Consider the following 19,649-nt stretch of genomic DNA (forward strand, 5'->3'; position numbering starts at 1 on the left):
AGGGGGCCGGCGGCCCGGCCTTGGGGAGGGGTCTGTCATGGCTCGGGAGACGACGTATCTGGAGCTGTCCCAGGAGGACGGCGGTGCCCACAAGTTCTACGAGGTCACCGTCGACGGGACCTCCGTCTCGGTGCGGTACGGCCGCATCGGCGCGGACGGCCAGCTGCAGAGCTCCTCCTTCCCCACCATCGAGAAGGCGCGGGCCGCCGCCGCCAAGAAGGTCGGGGAGAAGGTCCGCAAGGGCTACGCCCCCGCGGTGCGGGGAGTCCGCGCGGCCCGGTCGGTGACGCGCCGCCAGGTGACCTCGACCCCCTCCACCGCACGCGCGGTGGCCCCGGTGCTGTGGCGGTTCCGTACGGGGTCCTCCGCCTTCGGGATCCACGTGGACGAGGACCGCTGCTGGGTCGGGAACCAGGCCGGAGACGTCTACACGGTGAGCCACGAGGGTGAGGTGCTCGCCCGGTACTCGCTGCCGGACGGGGTGAAGTGCCTGGTGGCGGACGAGTTCTGGATCTACGCGGGCTGTGACGACGGCACGGTGTACGACCTGTCCTCGAAGGTGCCGTTCGGGGCGTACGACATCGCGGCCGACGTGGACATCTTCTGGCTGGACATCCGCGAGGGCGTGCTGAACGTGTCCGACCGCAACGGCGGGCTGACGGTCATCGACCACGAGGACGAGTTCCAGTGGTCGCGGCGCTCGGCCGGGGCGAACGCGTGGATGGTGCGTGCGGACGAGCGGGCGGTCTACCACGGCCACGGCAAGGGGGTCACGGCCTACGCCCCCGACGGCGGGCGGGAGTTGTGGCACACGCAGACCGACGGGTCGGTGCTGTTCGGCTGGCAGGAGGACCACGCGGTGTACGCGGGAACCGGCCGCAACACCGTGCAGCGGCTGTCGAAGGCGACGGGCGCACTGGAGGCCACCTACCGGTGCGACGCCGCGGTCTACTCGTGCGCGACCTCGCCGGACGGCCGGCACGTCTTCGCCGGCGACCTCGCCTCGTCCGTGTACTGCTTCGACGCCGACGGGCGGCGGCTGTGGAAGCTGGGCACCGGCAGCGGGGCCGCGCTGTCCATGCAGTATCTGGACGAGCGGCTGTACTTGGTGACCACGGACGGTTCGCTGGTCTGCGTGGATGCGAGCGAGGCCGCGATCGCGGCCGCCCGGGAGGGGTCGGTGCCGACGGCCGTGGACGTGAAGTCGGCGGCCGCCCTGCCCGTCTTCACCCCGGCGGCCACGCCCGCCGCGGTGGCGACGGTGTCGGTGGCCTCGGTGCCCGCGGGCGGCGTGGTCGTGGAGTGCGTGCAGCAGGGCCAGCGGATGCGCGTACAGGTGGTGTCGGGCGGGTTCGAGCCCTCCTGGAACGTGCAGTTCCCGCGCGGGATACGGGAGCCCGGCGCCAGGTACGTGGTGGACGGCCTGCACCCGGCGGCCGGAGGCTTCTACCGCGTGCGCGGGGAGATCCGCCGTCTCGTCTGAGCAATGGCCCGGTTCACGGGGGCGGGGCCACCGCTCACGGGGGGCCACCGCTCACGGCAGGGGCGGGGGCGGGGTCACCGCATCGGCCTCATCGCGTCCGCGTGGGGCACGCGCAGGGCGTGGTCCCGGGCGGGGCCTGCGCGGGGAGCGCGAAGGGGTCGCCCTCGCCGAGGGCGGCGGTCACGCAGAGCACGACCCGCTCGGTGCCGAAGTTGCGGCCGAGGTGGACGTGGCGCCGCCCGGCGGGTTCGACGAAGCTGGTGCCGGTGTGGTGCACCTCGACCGTGCCGTCGCTCAGGATCCGGGTCAGGGTGCCGGACTTGACCACCGCTATCAGCGGCACGCGGTGGTAGTGCCAGCCGGTGCAGCCGCCGGGCTCTATCTCGACCTCTCTCACCACGAGGTCGGAGGCCACCTCCGCTTTCGGGCGGCGGCCCGCAGTCCTCGGGCGCCCGACCGTCGCCTGCCGTCCAGCCATGTTTCCCTCCTCGATGGACCGGACGCGGCCCACTCGACTCACGGTAGGAGGACACCATGAGGTCGGGGAAGGCTCTGTGAAACCGCAAGTATCCATACGTACAAGGTGATATAAGGCCTGAACGGCGGTATCACTTCGGCATGAGCCTGGTCGTTTTCGAGTCGACGAAGCAGATTCACTGCGCGGAGTGCAGGCAGGGACCGCTGCGCCGCCTCGTCCGCGAGACCGGCGTGCCCCGCTGCCTGGACTGCGCCGATCTCGGACACCTCGTCTACCTGCCGCGCGGCGACACCGCCCTCACCCGCCGAGCCCACGAAGCCAGTTCGCTGTCCGCCGTCGTGGTCCGTTTCCACCGGCGCCGCCGCCGCTACGAGCGCATGGGAATCCTCGTCGAGGACGCCGCCCTGGCCCGGGCCGAGCGTGCCTGCCTCGCGGACGCCGAGGCGCGGGCCCGCCGCCGGGAGCGCGACCGGCTGCGCCGGGCGGCCGAGGACACCCGGTTCACGGCGGCCTTCGCCGCCGAGATCCTGCGCCTGTTCCCCGGGTGCCCCTCCGACCGGGCCCGGGCCATCGCCGCGCACGCCTCGGTGCGCGGCAGTGGCCGGGTGGGTCGCAGCGCGGCGGGCCGGGCCCTCGACCCGCCGGCCGTGTACGCGGCGGTACGGGCGGCCGTACGGCACCTCGACACCGAGTACGACTCCCTGCTGATGGGGGGCGTGCCCCGGTTCGCGGCCCGGGCCCGGCTGGCGCCCCGGATCGACGCGATCCTGGACGGCTGGCGGGCGGCCTCCGACGCCTCCGACCCGCCCGCGCGGGCTAGTTGAGCCGGAACCGGCGGTAGAGCAGCACTCCGCCGAGCAGCATGGCGCCGCCGCCGGACAGCAGGTATCCGGCGCCCTCGGCCCCGGTGTGGGCGAGCGCCGAGGGGTGGCTGCGGGGCGGGGCGGGCGGTGCGACCGGCCGTACGGTGACGGGCGGCTGGACCGGCGGCTGGACGGGCTTGCCGACGACCGGGGTCGAGCCGTTGACGGAGGTGTTGCCCACGGAGGAGTTGCCGACGCCGACGACGCTCACCGAGTTGCCGCTGATGTTGACCGGTACCTCCACGGGGAGCTGGAGCCCGTTGCCGGACAGCAGCCCCGGAGAATCCTTTCCGCGCCCCTCGGCCACCGCACCCCGTCCGGGCCCGGCGTGCCCGCTCTGACCACCGTTCCCCGCACCGTTTCCGGCGCTGGGTTTCGAGGGGTGCGAGGGGTCGGACGGCCTCGGCCCGTGATGACCCGGCTCGCCCTGCTTCCCGGCGCCCCGGTCCGCGTTGACGCAGCGGTTCCCGGCGGCCGAGTTGAGCACGCCGACCACGCTCACGGTGTTCCCGCACACGTTCACCGGGGTGTGCACCGGCAGTTGCAGCAGATTGCCCGACAGCACCCCCGGCGAGCGAACGGCCTGTCCGCCCGCCTCCGCGTCGGCGTAGGCGAAGCCACCCGCACCCGCGACCGCGAGTCCACCCCCCGCAACCACCGCCGCGATCAAGCCATTCCGACGACTGTGACGCATCAGATTTCCTGCCTTCCGGAAGGGTCCACGGGCTGTGCACCCGTACCGGAAACAACGCCGTAACCCCATTCGGGTTATAGCGCCGGTAGGCATTTCACTCCATCGTGTACTGGGTAATCCCTACTTCATGACTCGCCCGCTGCTCCTCCTCGACGTGGACGGCCCCCTCAATCCGTTCCGGTCCCGCCTCGCAGGTCTCCGCGGATACACCAGCCACCGGATGCGGCCGAGCATCTGGCTGTCCTACCGCGAACCGGAATCCCGCAGCACCAGGCGCGGCCTGCGGGTGCGCCTGCACCCGTCCCACGGCCCCCGGCTCCTGGCCCTGCCCTACGAACTCGCCTGGGCCACCGCCTGGACGCACGAGGCCAACACCCTGATCTCCCCGCACATCGGACTACCCGCTGATCTTCCTGTCATCGAATGGCCGGAACCCTTCGCCCGCGACCCCGACGGCCTCTTCTGGAAGACCCGCCCCCTCCTGGAATGGGCCGCCGGCCGGCCCTTCGCCTGGGTCGACGACCTGATCACGCCCCGGGACCGCGCCTGGGTCGCGGCCCACCACCCGGCCCCGGCCCTCCTCCTGCGCATCCACCCCCGCCACGGCCTGCGCCCGCAGGACTTCGCCACCCTCGAGCGCTGGGCGGCCGGACTCAGCCCAGCAGGGCCGTGACCGGGTCCGGGGAGGGGCGGCGACCCGTGGGCCACCAGTCGTCGTCGCCCAGGCGGTTCTCGTAGGAGTACCAGAGGGCGTCCCGGCCGAGCCGGAGCTGCCGGGAGGAGCCCGTGAGCCGGTTGCGGTCGGGGCGGAACGAGCCCTGGGCGGCGGCGAGGAGCGCCGGGCGGGCCCGGTCGAAGGGGCCGGCGGGCGGGTCCCAGGGCTCTTCGAGGGCGAGCAGGGCGGGCAGACCGCCCTGCCGCCAGGCTGCCGCCCCCCGGGCCAGGTCGGTGGTGCTGCGGCCCGTGGCGCGGGCCAGCTCGCGGTAGAGGGCCCGGGCGGCGCCGGTGAGCCCGGCCGTGGGGTGCGCCGAGGCCAGCCGGACGGCGTCCTGCCAGCGGCTCAGCCCTGCCATCGGATCCTCGGCGGTGCGCAGCAGCGCCAGGGCGCGGGCGGCCGCGTCCGCGGCGAGCTGGTCCAGGGCGAGCGGGTCCGGGGCCGCCGGGTCGGCCGGGTACGCGGGCGGCATCCCGACGGCGGAGGGCGCCGCCAGTGGAGCGGGCAGCGGGGGCAGGACGGTGCGGACGAGCGCGGCACGGGCCGGAACGCCCGGGAAGTCCGGTGTCCCATCGGGCTGTTCGCGCGCGGCATGGGCGGCATTGCGCCGGGTGAGCTCCTCCAGCAGTTCCCGCTCACCGCGGCCGCGCAGCAGGAGCAGGACGAAGGGATCGGCGTCCAGGAGGCGGGCCGCGCGGTAGCACAGGGCGGCTGCGTGTTTGCAGGGCGGACGCCCGACGTCCGGGCAGGAGCAGCGCGGCACGAGCTCTCCCGCACCGGGCAGGACCGACTCGGAGAGGGACTCCGGGACCTCCCGCTCCAGCAGCGCGGCGAGCGCCGTCGGATCGGCCACCACCGATTCCAGCAGCTCGCTCCACTCGGCGTCCGAGAGCGCGGGCAGGGACAGCTCGGTGCGGTACGGCCGCGGCCGGCTGCCCCGTACGTAGGCCACGATCCGGCCCGGGGTGATCGTGACGGCGTCGACGTGGCCCTCGGCGGCATAGGTCCGCCCCCGGGTCAGGCGGGCTCCGTCGTGGGCCACCGCCTCCAGGGCCGACACCCAGGCCCGGCCCCACCAGCTGACGGCTTCCAGCCCCGGCGGCACGGTCTCGAAGGTGCGGCGGCGGTCGTCGCGCGCGGTGATCATACGGGCCTGCGCAGGGAGACGAGGTCGGCCAGCTCGCGGTCCGTGAGCTCGGTCAGCGCCGTCTCGCCGGAGCCGAGGACGGCATCGGCCAGCGCCCGCTTCGCCTCCAGCATGTCGGCGATCCGGTCCTCGACGGTGCCTTCGGCGATGATGCGGTGGACCTGGACGGGCTGGGTCTGGCCGATGCGGTAGGCGCGGTCGGTGGCCTGTTCTTCGACGGCCGGGTTCCACCAGCGGTCGTAGTGGATGACGTGGCCGGCGCGGGTGAGGTTGAGGCCGGTGCCCGCGGCCTTGAGGGAGAGCAGGAACACGGGGACCTCGCCCGCCTGGAAGCGGTCCACGAGCTCCTCCCGGCGCGGAACGGGCGTGCCCCCGTGCAGCAGTTGGTGCGAGATCCCGCGCGCGGTGAGATGGCGTTCGATGATGCGGGCCATCGTCACGTACTGGGTGAAGACCAGCACCGAGCCGCCCTCGGCCAGGATCGTGTCGAGCAGCTCGTCGAGGAGGGCCAGCTTCCCGGAGCGGTGCGCGATCCGCGGCTCCGCCTCCTTCAAATACTGGGCGGGGTGGTTGCAGATCTGCTTGAGCGAGGCCAGCAGCTTCATGATCATGCCGCGCCGCTCGATGCCCTCGCTCGCCCCGATCACGGCCATCGCCTCGTCGACCGCCGCCTGGTAGAGGGAGGCCTGCTCGCGGGTGAGGGACACGGGGTGGTCGGTCTCCGTCTTCGGCGGCAGTTCCGGCGCGATCCCCGGATCGGACTTCTTGCGCCGCAGCAGGAACGGCCGGACCAGCGCGGCCAGCCGGGCGACCGCCGCCTCGTTGCCCCCGTCCTCCTCCGTCTGGTGCTCCACGGGCCGGGCGTGCCGGGCCCGGAACGCGGTGAGCGGGCCGAGCAGTCCGGGCGTGGTCCAGTCGAGGAGCGCCCACAGCTCGGAGAGGTTGTTCTCCACCGGGGTGCCGGTCAGCGCCACCCGGGCGGGCGCCGGGATCGTGCGCAGCGCCTTCGCGGTCGCCGAGTGCGGGTTCTTGACGTGCTGGGCCTCGTCCGCGACGACCATGCCCCAGGGCTGCTCGGCCAGCCGGGCCGCTCCCGCGCGCATGGTTCCGTAGGTGGTGAGGACGAATCCGCCCTCGAGCCCTTCGAGGCTGCGGCCGGCGCCGTGGAAGCGGCGCACCGGCATGCCGGGGGCGAACCTCTCGATCTCCCGCTGCCAGTTGCCCAGCAGCGAGGCCGGGCAGACCACCAGCGTCGGCTCGGGACGGTCGCGGTGCAGGTGGAGCGCGATCAGGGTGACGGTCTTGCCCAGACCCATGTCGTCGGCGAGGCAGCCGCCGAGTCCGAGCGAGGTCATCAGGTCGAGCCAGGCCAGGCCGCGGGCCTGGTAGTCGCGCAGGGTGGCCTTGAGCCCGGCCGGCTGGGGCAGCGGGGCCAGCTCCCCGGTCAGCCGGTCCCGCAGGGCGGCCAGCGCCCCCACGGGGACCGCGGCCACCGGCTCCCCCTCGACCTCGGCCGTCCCCGTCAGTACGGCCGCCAGCGCGTCCACCGGGTCCAGCAGACCCAGCTCCCGCTTGCGCGCCTTGCGCACCAGCTCCGGATCGACCCGCACCCACTGGTCGCGCAGCCGCACCACGGGCCGGTGGGCCTGCGCGAGCGCGTCCATCTCCCCCGGGGTGAGCCGGTCGCCGCCGAGCGCCAGCTCCCAGGAGAAGGCGAAGAGGTGCTCGGCGTCGAAGAACGCGGTGCCGTCGGTGGCGGAACCGGGCGCGGTGGACCGTACGACGGCGGTCGCGGACAGCGTACGAGCCAGCTCGCGCGGCCAGTGGACCAGGACTCCGGCCTCCGCGAGCCGGGTCGCGGCCCGGCCCAGCAGGTCTTCGAGCTCGGGGTCCGAGAGGGCCAGTACATCGGGGACCTGCTGGTCCAGCAGCCGCAGCAGCGGCGGCCAGACCCGGGCCGCCCGGCGCAGCGCGAGGACGGCGTCGATCCGGGCGCGGGGTCCGAACCCGGCCGCGGCGGCGCCCGCCCAGAGCATGGAGGCGTCCGTGACCAGGGTCGGGTCGGCGAGGCTGTGGACCTGGACGACGGCGGCCCCGGCGCGGCGCACGCCCTCCCCCGGCTCCGTGCCGCTCTCGGCCTCGTCGAAGAGGCGGAAGGAGGACAGGTCGAGGCGGAGCGAGATCCCGACTCCGGTGTCCGCACCCGAGGCGACCTGCGCGGCCCAGTCCCGTATCCCCGGGACCTGCTGCGGCTCGCGGGCCGCGAACGGCCGGCCCGCGGCGAAGGGCGCTGCGGGGGTCCGGGGCAGACTGTCGGCCACGGCGTCGAGGAACGCCCTGACCAGCGCCTCCGGTTCGGGCAGGTGCAGCGGGCGGCGTCCGGCGAGCGGGGTGGCGTACCCCTCGTGGGGCAGGGCTGCGGCGACCGCGCGCAGATGCGCGATGTCCTCGGCGTCCAGGGGCCCGGCCCGCCAGGCGTCGACCCCTTCGGGGGTCAGCCCGGGCAGGAGACGGCCCCGCGCGACGAGGGACAGGGCCTGGACGGCGGCGGTCCCCCAGGCGCGGGTCGCCGGATGCGTGGCGGGCCCGCGGACCGCGCGGGCCGCACGGACGAGCACGGGCAGGGCGGCGGTGACCGTCAGCGTGACGGCGGGCACCGTGCGGGTACGGACGCCCTCGCCATGGGGACGGACCACCTGAAGCGTGGCCGGGACGCCTTCGGCGGGCAGGGCGTCCCCGTCGGGGGCCCAGAACGCGATGCGGCTCTCGCGGGGCACGGCGGCGGGCAGGAACACGGCGGCGTGCCGCGGCAGGGCGGACACGAGCGGCTGCGCCGGTGCGTGCCTCGTCCCGGGCATGGCCATCGCGTCCCCCTCTCCCGGTCTCCACAGCCTCCGGGGTCGTCCCGGACACCTTCACGTCCAGACACGTATCCCGTCGAGTCTAGGCGGGGCCACTGACAATGCCGCTGAGCTGGGCGTTTCCGGAAGACCCGGGAACCCGACGGCACCCCGTGACACTACGGCCCGGGCGGCCCCGAGGTCCGGCGATTGCACCGGCGGGGGCCCGGGTGACCCGTTCGGCTTCATCGGTGCTGGGGTTCAGCGGCTCCAGCGGCCGCGTTCGTGGGCGTAGCCGTAGACCGGGCGGTCCGGGGAGGCGGCGGAGATGCGCCAGGGGCGGCCGGACTCGTCGAGGCGGAGGGTGCCGGAGCCGGTGGGGGCGCTCCAGCGGAGGTCCAGGTACCAGTCGCAGTCGCATCCGGTGCTGCTCGCCACCACCCGCAGGACGGCCGGTTCGGTGGCGGAGATCTTGATCGGGAAGGCGGGGGCCTCGATCTTCTCCCCCTGGTCGTTGCCGGCCACCGGCCGCGCCACCGGACGCGGCGCGTCCAGGTTGACCGTGAACCCGGCCGGGGTCAGCCCTCCGCCGCAGCCCTGCGACATCTCGTACACGTTCCACCGCAGCGGGGCCCGCCGCCCGGCCACCCGTACCTCCAGGTCCTCCAGGACCACCGGGTCCGGTCCCGTGCCCAGCAGGGTGACCTCCACGATCTGCGTCCCCGCGTGGACGGCCTTCCGCCCCGCCGCCCACGCGGGCGCGTCCGCCTCCACGGGCGGCGGGGGCACCGCCGACGGAGCCGGCTCGGCGAGGTACGCGTGGTCGCAGCCCGCCGCCCACACGTGCGACCGCACGGCCGCACGCAGGGGCGGGGAGGCCGGTGAGGGGCCGCCCGTGGCCGCGGGAGCCGTCGGCGCTCCCGTCGCTCCCGCCGACGTGCCGCTCTCCGCCGGCGTCGCCGCGGGGCCGGCCGGCGTTTCCGGCGCGGCCTGCGACGCCGTCGGCCCGGTCGCCGGTCCCGTCCCCGTGGCCCCGCCCGTGGCCGTGGCCGTACCCGGAGCCGTACTCGGAGCCGCCGCCGTCGGGTCGGCCCGGCCCGTCTGCGGAAGCCACCCGACGCCCACCGCGAGGGCCACGACGGCGGCCGCCGCCACCCCGGCCAGCATCAGGCGGCGCCCGGTCCGGCGCGGCGCCGACGCGGGCGCCTGCGCGGGCGCGGGCGCCCCCGGAACACCGATGTCCGCAGCCTCCGCCGCCCCGTCCCCCTCCTCCACGGGCGGCGCCACCTCCACCGCCCCCGCCCGCCTCCGCGCATCCGCCAGCAGCCAGGCCCGGTGCAGTTCCACCGCATCCGCCGGCCGCGCCCCGCAGGCCCGGGCGAAGCGGTCGACCACCACGAACTCCGCGGGCAGCGCCTCACCGGTGCAGTACCTGTGCAGGGTCGACGTGCTCGTGTGGAGGTCGCGGGCGAGAGCCCCGTAGCTCCGCCCGCTCCGCTCCTTCAGTTCCCTCATCGACCGCGCGAACGCCTGCGCCTCGGCCGATCTCCCCGTCCCGGAGTTCCGTTCCATGTCAACGATGTTCCCGCAGCTGAGGGCCCGTACGGCCGTTCCATTGTCCCGAGTTCGTCCCGAACCGTCGGCCCGGGCCCCGGCCGGGGTACAGCCTTTCCATAAGCACCGCCGCACCGTCACGGACTACACCGACTACACCGACTGCACGGACCACACGGACCACACGGGGAGAACCGACCATGTTCCGACGCACCGCCCGCACCGCCCGCACCGCCGCCGCCCTCGCGGCCACCGCGGCCGCCGCCACCGCCCTCGTCCTCGCCGCCTCCACCACCTCGACGGCCGCCGTCACCGCGCCCGGGTTCCTGGTCGGCACCGACCTGCCCCCGCACCCCGGCTCCGCCTGGTACGCCGGGAAGGTCACCAAGGGGCTGCCCGAGTTCGCGCCGTTCTGCGTGGAGGGCGTCCTCCCCGCCTCCGGGAGCTGGTACCGCGACTTCTCCACCGAGTTCGACACGGGCGCGGTACAGGTGTCCGTACGCACCTCCTCCAGCGCCGCGGCCGTCAAGCTCGCGGCGGCCCTGGAGCGCAAGGTCGCGGCCTGCGCCGCCGACTGGCTGCGCAAGACCCCGGGCGGTACGGCCTCCTGGCAGGACTACGGGAAGCTCACCGTCGAGGAGGGCGCCCACGTCTACGGGGTGCACACCTCCATGCCGGAATCCGAGCCCGGCGTCCACCTGTACGGCATCGGCCGCGACGGCACCACCGTGACGGTCGTGAAGTGGGGGCAGATGGGGTACCTGAACGAGGCGCCCGTCCCGGCCTTCAAGAAGACGACCGTCAAGGCCGTGAACAAGCTCAACCCCTGACGCACCGGGCCCCCGGTGGGACCATGGAAGGGACGGGGGGAGCCCGGGTGGGCGACACGTCGAGGCGGTGATGGCCGTGCGCACCGGAAACGAGCCGGTGACCGCCCGCAGCGCGCTGCGGCTGCGCTTCTGGCTGAGCCTGTGGGGGATGGTCTGGTCCGGCGCCGGGGCGGCGGCGTTCTCGCTCGCCGCCCGGCCCGGGTGGGCCGCGGCCTGCGCCGCCGTCGCCGTGCTCGCGGCCGTGGACCTGGCCGTGGTGCTCCACCACATCCACCAGGGCCCGCACTACCAGCCGGGGCGCGACATCCCCCCGTACGAGCCCCCCGGCCACTAGGGGGTGTCTCCCTCGGGCAGGGCCCGGCTACGTCTCGAAGCGGGCCGCCGCCAGGTAGTCCGGCTGGGGGTCCAGGGCGGCCGCGAGGCGGAAGTGCTTGCGGGCCTGGTCCGGCCGGCCTGCGCGCTCGTGGGTGCGGGCCAGCGCGAAGTGGGCGAACGCGTTGTCCGGCTCCCGCTCCAACACGATCTCGAACTCCAGCTCCGCCGGCCGCAATTGGGCGGCGGCGAAGAAGGCCCGGGCGCGCAGCAGCCGGGCCGCCGTATTCTCCGGGTGGGCGGCTATGACCGAGTCGAGCAACTTCACCGCACCCCGCGGGTCGCGCGCGGCGAGGAGCTGCTCCGCGGCCCGGTAGTCGATGACGTGCGTCTCGGGCGACGAGGACCGAGACGGCGGCGGGAGCTGCGGCGTGGTGTCGGACACGGTCTGTTCCTTCCCTCTACAGGCGCGTTCAACGCCCCCCGCACCGCCCGCTATTCCGTCAACGCGGCACGCGGCACACGCCGCGTCCCCCGGGTCAGGCCCCGCCGCCCGCCGCCCGCGCCGTGAGCTCCTCCCACACCTTGCGCACCTGCGGCTCCAGCGCCTCCAGCGGCCCGTCGTTGTCGATCACGAGCGTGGCCACGGCCAGCCGCTGTTCCCGTGTGGCCTGCGCGGCCATCCGGGCGCGGGCTTCCGACTCCTCCATGCCCCGCAGTGCCGTGAGCCGGGTCAGTTGGGTGGCGGGCGCCGCGTCCACGACGACGACCAGGTCGTACAGCGGCGCGAGCCCGTTCTCCGCGAGCAGCGGTACGTCGTGCACCACGATGGCGTCGGCTCCCGCGGCGGCTTCCAGCTCGGCGGACCGGGCCCCGACCAGCGGGTGCACGATCCCGTTGAGGATCCGCAGCTTCTCGGGGTCGGCGAACACGATAGACCCCAGCTTGGGCCGGTCCAGCCCGCCTTCCGGAGTCAGCACGGACTCCCCGAAGGCGGCCACCACCGCCGCGAGCCCGGGCGTACCGGGCTCCACGACCTCCCGCGCGATCCGGTCGGCGTCCACGAGGACCGCCCCGTACCCCGCCAGCAGCCGCGAGACCTCGCTCTTGCCGGCGCCGATTCCGCCTGTCAGGCCAACTTTCAACATGCCCGGCAGACTAGCCCCCGCGCCCCGGGCTCCGTACAGGCCCCCGACCGGATCAGCCCTCGCCCTCGCGCTCCGCCAGGAACCGCTCGAATTCGAGGCCGATCTCGTCCGCCGACGGAATCTCCGCGGGCTCCGCGATCATGTTGCCCCGGGTCTCGGCGCCGGCCGCCGCGTCGTACTGGTGTTCCAGCCCCTGCACCAGGCTGACCAGCTCCTCGTCGCCCTCCCGGATCTGCCGGTCGATCTCCGTCTGCGTGCGGTGCGCCTCGGTGCGCAGCGCGTGCGCGACCGACGGCAGGACCAGCCCCGTGGCGGCGGTGATCGCCTCCAGGACGGTCAGCGCGGCGTCGGGGTACGGGGAGCGCGCCACGTAGTGCGGTACGTGGGCCGCGACGCCCAGCACGTCGTGCCCGGCCTGACCGAGGCGGAACTCGACGAGCGACTCGGCGCTGCCGGGGACCTGGGCCTCGTCGAAGGGGCTGCGGTGTCCCGGCATGAGGTCGGTCCGGTTGCCGTGCGGGGTGATTCCGACGGGACGGGTGTGCGGGACGCCCATGGGGATGCCGTGGAAGTTGACGGAGAGCCGCACGCCCAGGCGCTCGACGATCTGCCGGACGGCGACGGAGAAGCGCTCCCACTCCACGTCCGGCTCGGGGCCGGAGAGGAGCAGGAAGGGCGCGCCCGTGGCGTCCTGGACGAGGCGCACCTCGAGCAGGGGCTCCTCGAACTCGGTCCAGTGGTCGCGCTGGAAGGTCAGCAGCGGACGCCGTGCCCGGTAGTCCACCAGGCGGTCCGCGTCGAACCGGGCCACGACCTGGTGGGGCAGCGTGTCGAGCAGCCGCTCGACGATCTGCTCGCCGGTCTCGCCCGCGTCTATGTACCCCTCGAAGTGGTAGAGCATGACCAGCCCGGCCGAGTCCTGGGCGAGCGCCAGGTCGGCCACCGCCAGGCCCTTGGCGTCCCATTCGTACAAACCCTGTGGATCAAGCACCGCCACCACTCCTCCTCCGCCGCGTTCTCTGGCAAGAACGTTCAAGGTCCCGTGACCATTCCCCAGTTGGCGCGGCGTTCACAGAACATGCGGCTCCGCCCCACAACGCGGTAAGGCCCGCCCCCCAGAGGGGACGGGCCTTACCGGTGAAGATCAGCTCGGCTCGCGCCGTGCTGCTGCGATCAGCTCTGGCCGCCGGCCAGCTTCTCGCGGAGCGCGGCGAGGGCCTCGTCGGACGCCAGGGCGCCAGAGGTCTCGTCCGCACCCTCGGAGGAGTACGAACCACCCGAGATGCCCGCACCGGCGCTGCTGCTGCTGCCCGCGGCCGGAGCGGCCGCACCCTCGGCAGCGGCGGCCTCGTCGGCCTCGCGGCTCTTGATGACCTGAGCCTGGTGCTGCTCGAAGCGCTGCTGCGCCTCGGCGTACTGGCCCTCCCAGGCTTCGCGCTGCTTGTCGAAGCCCTCGAGCCAGTCGTTGGTCTCGGGGTCGAAGCCCTCGGGGTAGATGTAGTTGCCCTGGTCGTCGTAAGACGCGGCCATGCCGTAAAGGGTCGGGTCGAACTCGACCGACGCCGGGTCGGCACCGAAGGACTCGTTGGCCTGCTTCAGCGACAGCGAGATCCGGCGACGCTCGAGGTCGATGTCGATGACCTTGACGAAGATCTCGTCGTTGACCTGGACGACCTGCTCCGGGATCTCCACGTGGCGCTCGGCCAGCTCGGAGATGTGGACCAGACCCTCGATGCCCTCGTCCACGCGGACGAACGCACCGAACGGAACCAGCTTGGTGACCTTACCCGGGACGACCTGACCGATCTGGTGCGTCCGGGCGAACTGCTGCCACGGGTCTTCCTGCGTCGCCTTCAGCGACAGGGAGACGCGCTCGCGGTCCATGTCGACGTCGAGGACCTCGACGGTGACTTCCTGGCCGACCTCGACAACCTCGGACGGGTGGTCGATGTGCTTCCAGGACAGCTCGGAGACGTGGACGAGACCGTCGACGCCACCCAGGTCCACGAAGGCACCGAAGTTGACGATCGAGGAAACGACGCCGGAGCGGACCTGACCCTTCTGCAGGGTGGTGAGGAACGTCTGGCGAACCTCGGACTGGGTCTGCTCGAGCCAGGCGCGGCGGGACAGGACCACGTTGTTGCGGTTCTTGTCCAGCTCGATGATCTTGGCCTCGAGCTCCTTGCCCACGTAGGGCTGGAGGTCGCGGACGCGACGCATCTCGACGAGGGAAGCCGGAAGGAAGCCACGGAGGCCGATGTCGAGGATGAGACCACCCTTGACGACCTCGATGACGGTACCGGTGACGATGCCGTCTTCTTCCTTGATCTTCTCGATCGTGCCCCAGGCGCGCTCGTACTGCGCACGCTTCTTGGACAGGATCAGACGGCCTTCCTTGTCCTCCTTCTGGAGAACCAGGGCCTCGATCTCGTCGCCGACCTTGACGACCTCGTTCGGGTCGACATCGTGCTTGATCGAGAGCTCGCGGCTCGGGATGACGCCCTCGGTCTTGTAACCGATGTCGAGGAGGACCTCGTCACGGTCGACCTTCACGATGACGCCGTCGACGATGTCGCCGTCGTTGAAGTACTTGATCGTCTCGTCGATCGCGGCGAGGAACGCGGCCTCGTCACCGATGTCGTTGACCGCAACCTGCGGGGTGGTGGCGGTGGTCTCGGTGCTGCTCGTCATGTGGGTAAGGGCTCCGGTTACGGACAGAAAGTCGTAGGTACTGCTACGCCGGGAGCCCTTATCGGCATCTGCCGAAGAAGCCGGACAGCCAAGGAAGCCCCAGTTCCGCGAAACGCGGGGTGGGGGCCTCGAAAACCGAGGGGACATCAACAGATACAAGCGCAGCCTGCTAGGTCTGAGGAGCACAGGCTCGCAGCGCAACTTGTAGCATACGGGGGCAGCCGGACAGGGTCAATGCGCGAAGGCGCACACCTCGGGCGGATCACCGCACAACCGGCACAATTAGCGGGCGGGCAGGCGCCGATGGCCCTTCCAGCCCGCTTTCCGCAGACATTCGCAGACTACGACGACGGGCCCCATGAACCAAGAGGACTGCGCCCCCGAAGAGGCGTACGAAGCCGGATCGGCCGCCGAGGACGACTCCGAGGCCACGCGGCGTGACGCGGGGGAAGCGGAGAGCAGCCGGGCGAGCCGGGGCTGGTGGGACCGCAACGCCGACGAGTACCAGAGCGAGCACGGAGCCTTCCTCGGCGACGACCGCTTCGTCTGGGGACCCGAGGGCCTGGACGAGGCGGAGGCCGCCCTGCTGGGCCCCGTCGCCTCCCTCAAGGGCAAGGACGTCCTGGAGATCGGCGCCGGCGCCGCCCAGTGCTCGCGCTGGCTGGCCGCCCAGGGCGCCCGCCCCGTCGCCCTGGACCTCTCCCACCGCCAGCTCCAGCACGCCCTGCGGATCGGCGATGACGTTCCCCTGGTCGAGGCGGACGCCGGAAGGCTCCCCTTCCGCGACGGCTCCTTCGACCTCGCCTGCTCCGCCTACGGCGCCGTCCCCTTCGTCGCCGACCCCGTGAACGTCATGCGCGAGGTGCGCCGCGTCCTGCGCCCCGGCGGCCGCTGGGTCTTCTCCGTCACCCACCCCATCCGCTGGGCCTTCCCCGACGAGCCCGGCCCCGAGGGGCTGTCCGTCGCCGCCTCCTACTTCGACCGCACCCCGTACGTCGAGCAGGACGAGCAGGGCCGCGCCGTATATGTGGAGCACCACCGCACCCTCGGCGACCGGGTCCGGGACGTGGTCGCGGGCGGCTTCCGCCTCCTCGACCTGGTCGAGCCGGAATGGCCCGCGTGGAACAGCCAGGAATGGGGCGGCTGGTCCCCGCTGCGCGGCAACCTCATCCCCGGTACGGCGATCTTCGTCTGCGAGCGGGACTGATCCGGTGACGGGACGGCACGCGGTCCGTACGGCCGACCTCGACTCCCTTCCCGTACGGGAAGCCCTGCCCGCGCTCCTCTCGGCGCTCGACGCCCACGGCGCCGCCGTGCTCTGCGCCCCGCCCGGCACCGGCAAGACCACGCTGGTGCCGCTGGTGCTGGCGGGGCTGGTGGGGGGCGGGCCGCGCCGCCGGGTCGTGGTCGCCGAACCCCGCCGGATCGCCGCCCGCGCCGCGGCACGCCGGATGGCCTGGCTGCTCGGCGAGCAGGTCGGCGCCTCGGTGGGCTTCACGGTGCGCGGCGAGCGGGTGGTCGGGCCGTCCACCGTGATCGAGGTGGTCACCACCGGGGTGCTGCTCCAGCGGCTCCAGCGGGACCAGGAGCTGTCCGGGACCGACCTCGTCATCCTGGACGAGTGCCACGAGCGGCACCTGGACGCGGACACGGTCGCCGCCTTCCTCCTGGACGTACGGGAGAACCTGCGCCCGGAGCTGCGGCTCCTCGCGGCCTCGGCGACCACGGACGCGGCCGGCTGGGCCCGGCTCCTGGGACGAGGCGGCGGCGGGGACGCCCCCGTCGTCGAGGCGGCCGGCGTCTCCCACCCGGTGGAGACCGTGTGGGCCCCGCCGGCCCGCCCGGTACGGCCGCCGCACGGGATGCGGGTGGATCCGGCGCAGCTGACGCACGTGGCCTCGGTGGTGCGGCGGGCGCTGGCGGAACGTTCCGGCGACGTCCTGTGCTTCCTGCCCGGCGTCGGTGAGATCGCCCGGGTCGCAGGTCTGCTCGGCGCCGTCGGTGTGCTCGGCGCGGTGGTGCTCCAGATACACGGCCGCGCTCCGGCCTCCGTCCAGGACGCGGCGCTGTCCCCCGCGGCGCACCGCCGGGTCATCCTGTCCACCGCCGTCGCGGAGTCCAGCCTGACCGTGCCCGGCGTACGGATCGTCGTGGACTCGGGGCTGGCCCGCGAACCCCGGGTCGACCACGCCCGGGGCCTGGGCGCGCTGGCCACCGTACGGGCGTCCCGCGCGGCCGGCCGCCAGCGCGCGGGCCGCGCCGGGCGCGAGGCCCCGGGCACGGTGTACCGCTGCTGGGCCGAAGCGGAGGACGGGCGGCTGCCCGCGTACCCCGCCTCCGAGATCCGCATCGCGGACCTCGCGCAGTTCGCCCTCCAGGCCGCCTGCTGGGGCGACCCGGACGCGACCGGCCTGGCCCTGCTCGACCCGCCGCCGGCCGGAGCGATGGCCGCGGCGCGGGAGGTGCTGCTCGCGGTGGGCGCGGTCTCCGCGTCGGGGCAGCCGACGCCCCGGGGCACCCGGATGGCCGGGCTCGGCCTGCACCCGCGGCTGGCCCGGGCCCTGCTCGACGGCTCCGCCGCGCTGGGGCCCCGGCGGGCGGCGGAGCTGGTGGCCCTGCTGAGCGAGGAGCCGCCGCGGGAGTACGGAGACGACCTGGCCGCGGCCTGGCGCCGGGCCCGCGCGGGCGGAGACCCGTACGGCTCGCGCTGGCGCGCGGAGGCCAGGCGCTTGGAGCGCGCGGCTGCGGAGCGGGACCCTGCGGGGGCTCCGCCCCCGGACCCCCGCGCCTCGAACGCCGGCGGGGCGGGATCTGCCGCTGCGCGGCACATCCAGCCCGCGCGGCGTTCGAGCGCACCGGCGCGGAGCGCCGGTAACGGGTCCGGGCAGAGCCCGGTTTCGGGAAGGGGCGGGGTGGGGGAAAAAGACCTCCCCGACGACGCCGCCGCCGGGCTCGTCGCCGCGCTCGCGTTCCCCGAGCGGGTCGCCAGGGCCAAGGGCCAGGGGGCCTTCCTCATGGCCTCCGGAACCGGGGCCGAGCTCGGCGAGGGGTCATCGCTGCGCAGCGCGCCCTGGCTGGCCGTGGCCGTCGCCGACCGGCCCCCGCACTCCGCGTCCGCCCGCGTCCGGCTCGCCGCCCTCCTGGACGAGGAGACCGCCCGCACGGCCGCCGACCACCTGTTCCGCGCGGGTGAAGAGGTGCACTGGGAGGACGGCGACCTCGTCGCCCGCTCCGTGGAACGGCTCGGCGCGATCGAGCTGGCCGCACGGCCCCTGCGCGACCCCGACCGCGCCCTCGTCAGGGCCGCACTGCTCGACGGACTGCGCACCGAGGGGCTCGGCCTGCTGCGCTGGACCCCGGACGCGCAGGCGCTCCGGGCCCGGCTCGGCTTCCTGCACCGCACCCTCGGCGCGCCCTGGCCCGACGTCGCGGACGACGGGGAGCTGCTGGAGCGCGCCGACGACTGGCTGGAGCCCGAGCTGTCGCGGGCCCGCCGCCGCGGCGACCTCGCGCGGATCGAGGCCGGGCAGGCGCTGAACCGGCTGCTGCCCTGGGCCACGGGCGAGGCCGCCCGGCTCGACGAGCTGGCCCCGGAACGGATCGAGGTGCCGAGCGGCTCCCGGATCCGCGTCGACTACGCCGCCGAGCACGGGCAGCCCGTCCTCGCGGTCAAGCTCCAGGAGCTGTTCGGGCTGGCCGAGACCCCCCGGGTCGCGGGGGTCCCCGTACTCGTCCATCTCCTGTCGCCCGCCGGCCGGCCCGCCGCGGTCACCGCCGATCTGGCGTCCTTCTGGCAGGGCGGCTACCGCGCCGTCCGCGCCGAGCTCCGCGGCCGCTACCCCAAGCACCCGTGGCCCGAGGACCCGGCGACCGCCGAGCCCACCCGGCACACCAAGGCCCGGCTCAAGCGGTGAACGGCTCCTCCCGGCGGGGGCGCCGGCCGCGCGCCTCCAGCCAGAGGGCGAGCCCGAAGAGCGCGAGCCCGCCGGCCGCCAGCCCGATCGGGGCGTACGTGTGCAGCCCGAGGACCATGATCCGGTTCGACTTGACCAGGTCGACGGTGTAGTCGCTGTAGTCCTCGCGGATCTTCACGTGCCCGGCGAAGACGGTGAGCTTCCCGTCGGGCGCGCTGCCCGCGAGGGTCCCGCCGCGCATCTCCTGCTGGATCTCCTGCTCGGCGTTGACGGGTGCCCCGGTCACCGGGTCGACCCAGAACATCGCCTTGGTCGTGTACCAGAGGCTGGTTCCGGTGGTCTGCTCGAACGTCGCCGGGTCGATGCCGTCGAACGGCATCTTCTTCGGCAGCCCGACCTTCGTCCACGGCACGGTCTGCTCGTAGTAGTAGACGTCCATGCCCTTGAACGTGCGCGGCCCGACGTAGTGGATGGGCGAGGAGGTGCGGGTCTGCGCGTCGAAGTAGAGGTAGTCGCGCGGCTCGGTGAAGAACGGCCACTTGAACTCGACGCCCTCGCGCTTGACCGGATCCCCGTCCACGGCCTCGCCGGTGGCGTGCACCGGGGCCTGGCTGTGGGCGTCGAAGATGTAGCGCTCGGGGATCTGGGAGACCATCTTCCCGTCCGGGCCCATGATGTGGGTCAAGGTGTCCCAGACCACGACGTCCTTGCCCGCGCTGGCCTCTATCTCCTTCGACGCCTCGACGTTGCCCTTGAGGGTCTGGACGATGGTGACCTTGTCGACCTTCTTCGGCTGCATGGTCGCGTAGTCGACGAGGGTCGCGTCCTTCGCCTCCAGCACCATCTCCTGGTACTGGCTCGGCGGGATCTTGGCGAGCCTGGGGTACGCGTACCAGCGCAGCAGCGGTGCGAGGGCTGCACAGAACACGGCTACGGCTAGCAGGACGAGGCTTGCTCTGCGTCGCATGGCCGGGCCCTCC

The 19,649-nt window shown here is 73.8% G+C and carries 17 protein-coding genes; 7 read left to right on the forward strand and 10 right to left on the reverse strand.

What is annotated here, in order from left to right; translation table 11 throughout:
- The first annotated feature begins 37 nt into the window (after positions 1-37).
- On the forward strand, positions 38-1,483 hold the full coding sequence (locus ACFRU2_RS33825) for a WGR domain-containing protein (protein WP_382979654.1): 1,446 nt from the start codon (positions 38-40) through the stop codon (positions 1,481-1,483).
- An 88-nt stretch (positions 1,484-1,571) separates the two neighbouring features.
- Here the strand turns inward: ACFRU2_RS33825 and ACFRU2_RS33830 are convergent, their stop codons facing one another.
- Positions 1,572-1,961: a cupin domain-containing protein gene (locus tag ACFRU2_RS33830; protein ID WP_382979656.1), complete on the reverse strand. Its 390-nt coding sequence runs from the start codon at positions 1,959-1,961 to the stop codon at positions 1,572-1,574.
- 140 nt (positions 1,962-2,101) lie between these two features.
- On the opposite strand from ACFRU2_RS33830, the gene ACFRU2_RS33835 reads away from it, so the two are divergent.
- The gene (locus ACFRU2_RS33835) at positions 2,102-2,785 is read left to right on the forward strand and encodes a DUF2293 domain-containing protein (protein WP_382979658.1); all 684 of its coding nucleotides are present in this window, start codon (positions 2,102-2,104) and stop codon (positions 2,783-2,785) included.
- Here the strand turns inward: ACFRU2_RS33835 and ACFRU2_RS33840 are convergent.
- The gene (locus ACFRU2_RS33840; RefSeq protein ID WP_382979660.1) at positions 2,778-3,518 is read right to left on the reverse strand and encodes a chaplin; all 741 of its coding nucleotides are present in this window, start codon (positions 3,516-3,518) and stop codon (positions 2,778-2,780) included. The two genes, ACFRU2_RS33835 and ACFRU2_RS33840, sit on opposite strands and share 8 nt — an antisense overlap.
- Before the next feature lie 127 nt (positions 3,519-3,645).
- Here ACFRU2_RS33840 and ACFRU2_RS33845 point away from each other — a divergent pair, with 127 nt between their 5' ends.
- Positions 3,646-4,191 (forward strand): hypothetical protein, encoded by a 546-nt coding sequence (locus tag ACFRU2_RS33845; protein ID WP_382979663.1) that lies wholly within the window; start codon positions 3,646-3,648, stop codon positions 4,189-4,191.
- On the opposite strand, the gene ACFRU2_RS33850 is transcribed toward ACFRU2_RS33845, so the two are convergent.
- The 3 genes from ACFRU2_RS33850 to ACFRU2_RS33860 all read right to left on the reverse strand — a co-directional run bounded on the left by ACFRU2_RS33850 (position 4,172) and on the right by ACFRU2_RS33860 (position 9,792).
- Positions 4,172-5,380, reverse strand: coding sequence for an SWIM zinc finger family protein (locus tag ACFRU2_RS33850; protein ID WP_382979665.1), 1,209 nt, complete (start codon positions 5,378-5,380; stop codon positions 4,172-4,174). The genes ACFRU2_RS33845 and ACFRU2_RS33850 overlap by 20 nt on opposite strands.
- On the reverse strand, positions 5,377-8,238 hold the full coding sequence (locus ACFRU2_RS33855) for an SNF2-related protein (protein ID WP_382979785.1): 2,862 nt from the start codon (positions 8,236-8,238) through the stop codon (positions 5,377-5,379). Before ACFRU2_RS33855 ends, ACFRU2_RS33850 begins: the two co-directional genes overlap by 4 nt.
- A 243-nt stretch (positions 8,239-8,481) precedes the next feature.
- Entirely contained in the window at positions 8,482-9,792 is a 1,311-nt protein-coding gene (locus tag ACFRU2_RS33860) for a helix-turn-helix domain-containing protein (protein ID WP_382979667.1), read from the reverse strand.
- Between the two features lie 182 nt (positions 9,793-9,974).
- On the opposite strand from ACFRU2_RS33860, the gene ACFRU2_RS33865 reads away from it, so the two are divergent.
- Both ACFRU2_RS33865 and ACFRU2_RS33870 read left to right on the forward strand, forming a co-directional pair.
- On the forward strand, positions 9,975-10,604 hold the full coding sequence (locus ACFRU2_RS33865) for a hypothetical protein (RefSeq protein ID WP_382979670.1): 630 nt from the start codon (positions 9,975-9,977) through the stop codon (positions 10,602-10,604).
- A gap of 70 nt (positions 10,605-10,674) precedes the next feature.
- Complete coding sequence (locus tag ACFRU2_RS33870; RefSeq protein ID WP_382979672.1) at positions 10,675-10,938, forward strand: DUF6343 family protein; 264 nt, start codon at positions 10,675-10,677, stop codon at positions 10,936-10,938.
- Positions 10,939-10,965: 27 nt separating this feature from the next.
- Here ACFRU2_RS33870 and ACFRU2_RS33875 read toward each other — a convergent pair whose 3' ends face one another.
- From ACFRU2_RS33875 to rpsA, 4 genes are all read right to left on the reverse strand, one after another.
- Entirely contained in the window at positions 10,966-11,361 is a 396-nt protein-coding gene (locus ACFRU2_RS33875) for a tetratricopeptide repeat protein (protein WP_382979673.1), read from the reverse strand.
- 94 nt (positions 11,362-11,455) lie between these two features.
- Positions 11,456-12,064: a dephospho-CoA kinase gene (coaE, locus tag ACFRU2_RS33880; protein WP_382979676.1), complete on the reverse strand. Its 609-nt coding sequence runs from the start codon at positions 12,062-12,064 to the stop codon at positions 11,456-11,458.
- 52 nt (positions 12,065-12,116) lie between these two features.
- Positions 12,117-13,055: a PAC2 family protein gene (locus tag ACFRU2_RS33885; RefSeq protein WP_382979678.1), complete on the reverse strand. Its 939-nt coding sequence runs from the start codon at positions 13,053-13,055 to the stop codon at positions 12,117-12,119.
- 182 nt (positions 13,056-13,237) lie between these two features.
- Positions 13,238-14,755, reverse strand: coding sequence for a 30S ribosomal protein S1 (gene rpsA / locus ACFRU2_RS33890; protein ID WP_266876946.1), 1,518 nt, complete (start codon positions 14,753-14,755; stop codon positions 13,238-13,240).
- A 358-nt stretch (positions 14,756-15,113) separates the two neighbouring features.
- Between rpsA and ACFRU2_RS33895 the strand changes: the two genes are divergently transcribed.
- Positions 15,114-15,962: a class I SAM-dependent methyltransferase gene (locus ACFRU2_RS33895; RefSeq protein ID WP_382979680.1), complete on the forward strand. Its 849-nt coding sequence runs from the start codon at positions 15,114-15,116 to the stop codon at positions 15,960-15,962.
- Positions 15,963-15,966: 4 nt separating this feature from the next.
- Positions 15,967-18,669, forward strand: coding sequence for an ATP-dependent RNA helicase (locus ACFRU2_RS33900; RefSeq protein ID WP_382979682.1), 2,703 nt, complete (start codon positions 15,967-15,969; stop codon positions 18,667-18,669).
- Here the strand turns inward: ACFRU2_RS33900 and ACFRU2_RS33905 are convergent.
- Complete coding sequence (locus tag ACFRU2_RS33905; protein WP_382979685.1) at positions 18,659-19,636, reverse strand: DUF3068 domain-containing protein; 978 nt, start codon at positions 19,634-19,636, stop codon at positions 18,659-18,661. The two genes, ACFRU2_RS33900 and ACFRU2_RS33905, sit on opposite strands and share 11 nt — an antisense overlap.
- Positions 19,637-19,649: the final 13 nt, after the last annotated feature.

The sequence above is a fragment of the Streptomyces sp. NPDC056883 genome (genome assembly GCF_042788835.1).
Taxonomy (GTDB): Bacteria; Actinomycetota; Actinomycetes; order Streptomycetales; family Streptomycetaceae; genus Streptomyces; species Streptomyces stoeckheimensis.

Coding starts and splice junctions, on each gene's coding strand:
- ACFRU2_RS33825 (WP_382979654.1), top strand. CDS start 38: ATGGCTCGGGAGACGACGTATCTGGAGCTGTCCCAGGAGGACGGCGGT.
- ACFRU2_RS33830 (WP_382979656.1), bottom strand. CDS start 1,961: ATGGCTGGACGGCAGGCGACGGTCGGGCGCCCGAGGACTGCGGGCCGC.
- ACFRU2_RS33835 (WP_382979658.1), top strand. CDS start 2,102: ATGAGCCTGGTCGTTTTCGAGTCGACGAAGCAGATTCACTGCGCGGAG.
- ACFRU2_RS33840 (WP_382979660.1), bottom strand. CDS start 3,518: ATGCGTCACAGTCGTCGGAATGGCTTGATCGCGGCGGTGGTTGCGGGG.
- ACFRU2_RS33845 (WP_382979663.1), top strand. CDS start 3,646: ATGACTCGCCCGCTGCTCCTCCTCGACGTGGACGGCCCCCTCAATCCG.
- ACFRU2_RS33850 (WP_382979665.1), bottom strand. CDS start 5,380: ATGATCACCGCGCGCGACGACCGCCGCCGCACCTTCGAGACCGTGCCG.
- ACFRU2_RS33855 (WP_382979785.1), bottom strand. CDS start 8,238: ATGCCCGGGACGAGGCACGCACCGGCGCAGCCGCTCGTGTCCGCCCTG.
- ACFRU2_RS33860 (WP_382979667.1), bottom strand. CDS start 9,792: ATGGAACGGAACTCCGGGACGGGGAGATCGGCCGAGGCGCAGGCGTTC.
- ACFRU2_RS33865 (WP_382979670.1), top strand. CDS start 9,975: ATGTTCCGACGCACCGCCCGCACCGCCCGCACCGCCGCCGCCCTCGCG.
- ACFRU2_RS33870 (WP_382979672.1), top strand. CDS start 10,675: ATGGCCGTGCGCACCGGAAACGAGCCGGTGACCGCCCGCAGCGCGCTG.
- coaE (WP_382979676.1), bottom strand. CDS start 12,064: ATGTTGAAAGTTGGCCTGACAGGCGGAATCGGCGCCGGCAAGAGCGAG.
- rpsA (WP_266876946.1), bottom strand. CDS start 14,755: ATGACGAGCAGCACCGAGACCACCGCCACCACCCCGCAGGTTGCGGTC.
- ACFRU2_RS33895 (WP_382979680.1), top strand. CDS start 15,114: ATGAACCAAGAGGACTGCGCCCCCGAAGAGGCGTACGAAGCCGGATCG.
- ACFRU2_RS33905 (WP_382979685.1), bottom strand. CDS start 19,636: ATGCGACGCAGAGCAAGCCTCGTCCTGCTAGCCGTAGCCGTGTTCTGT.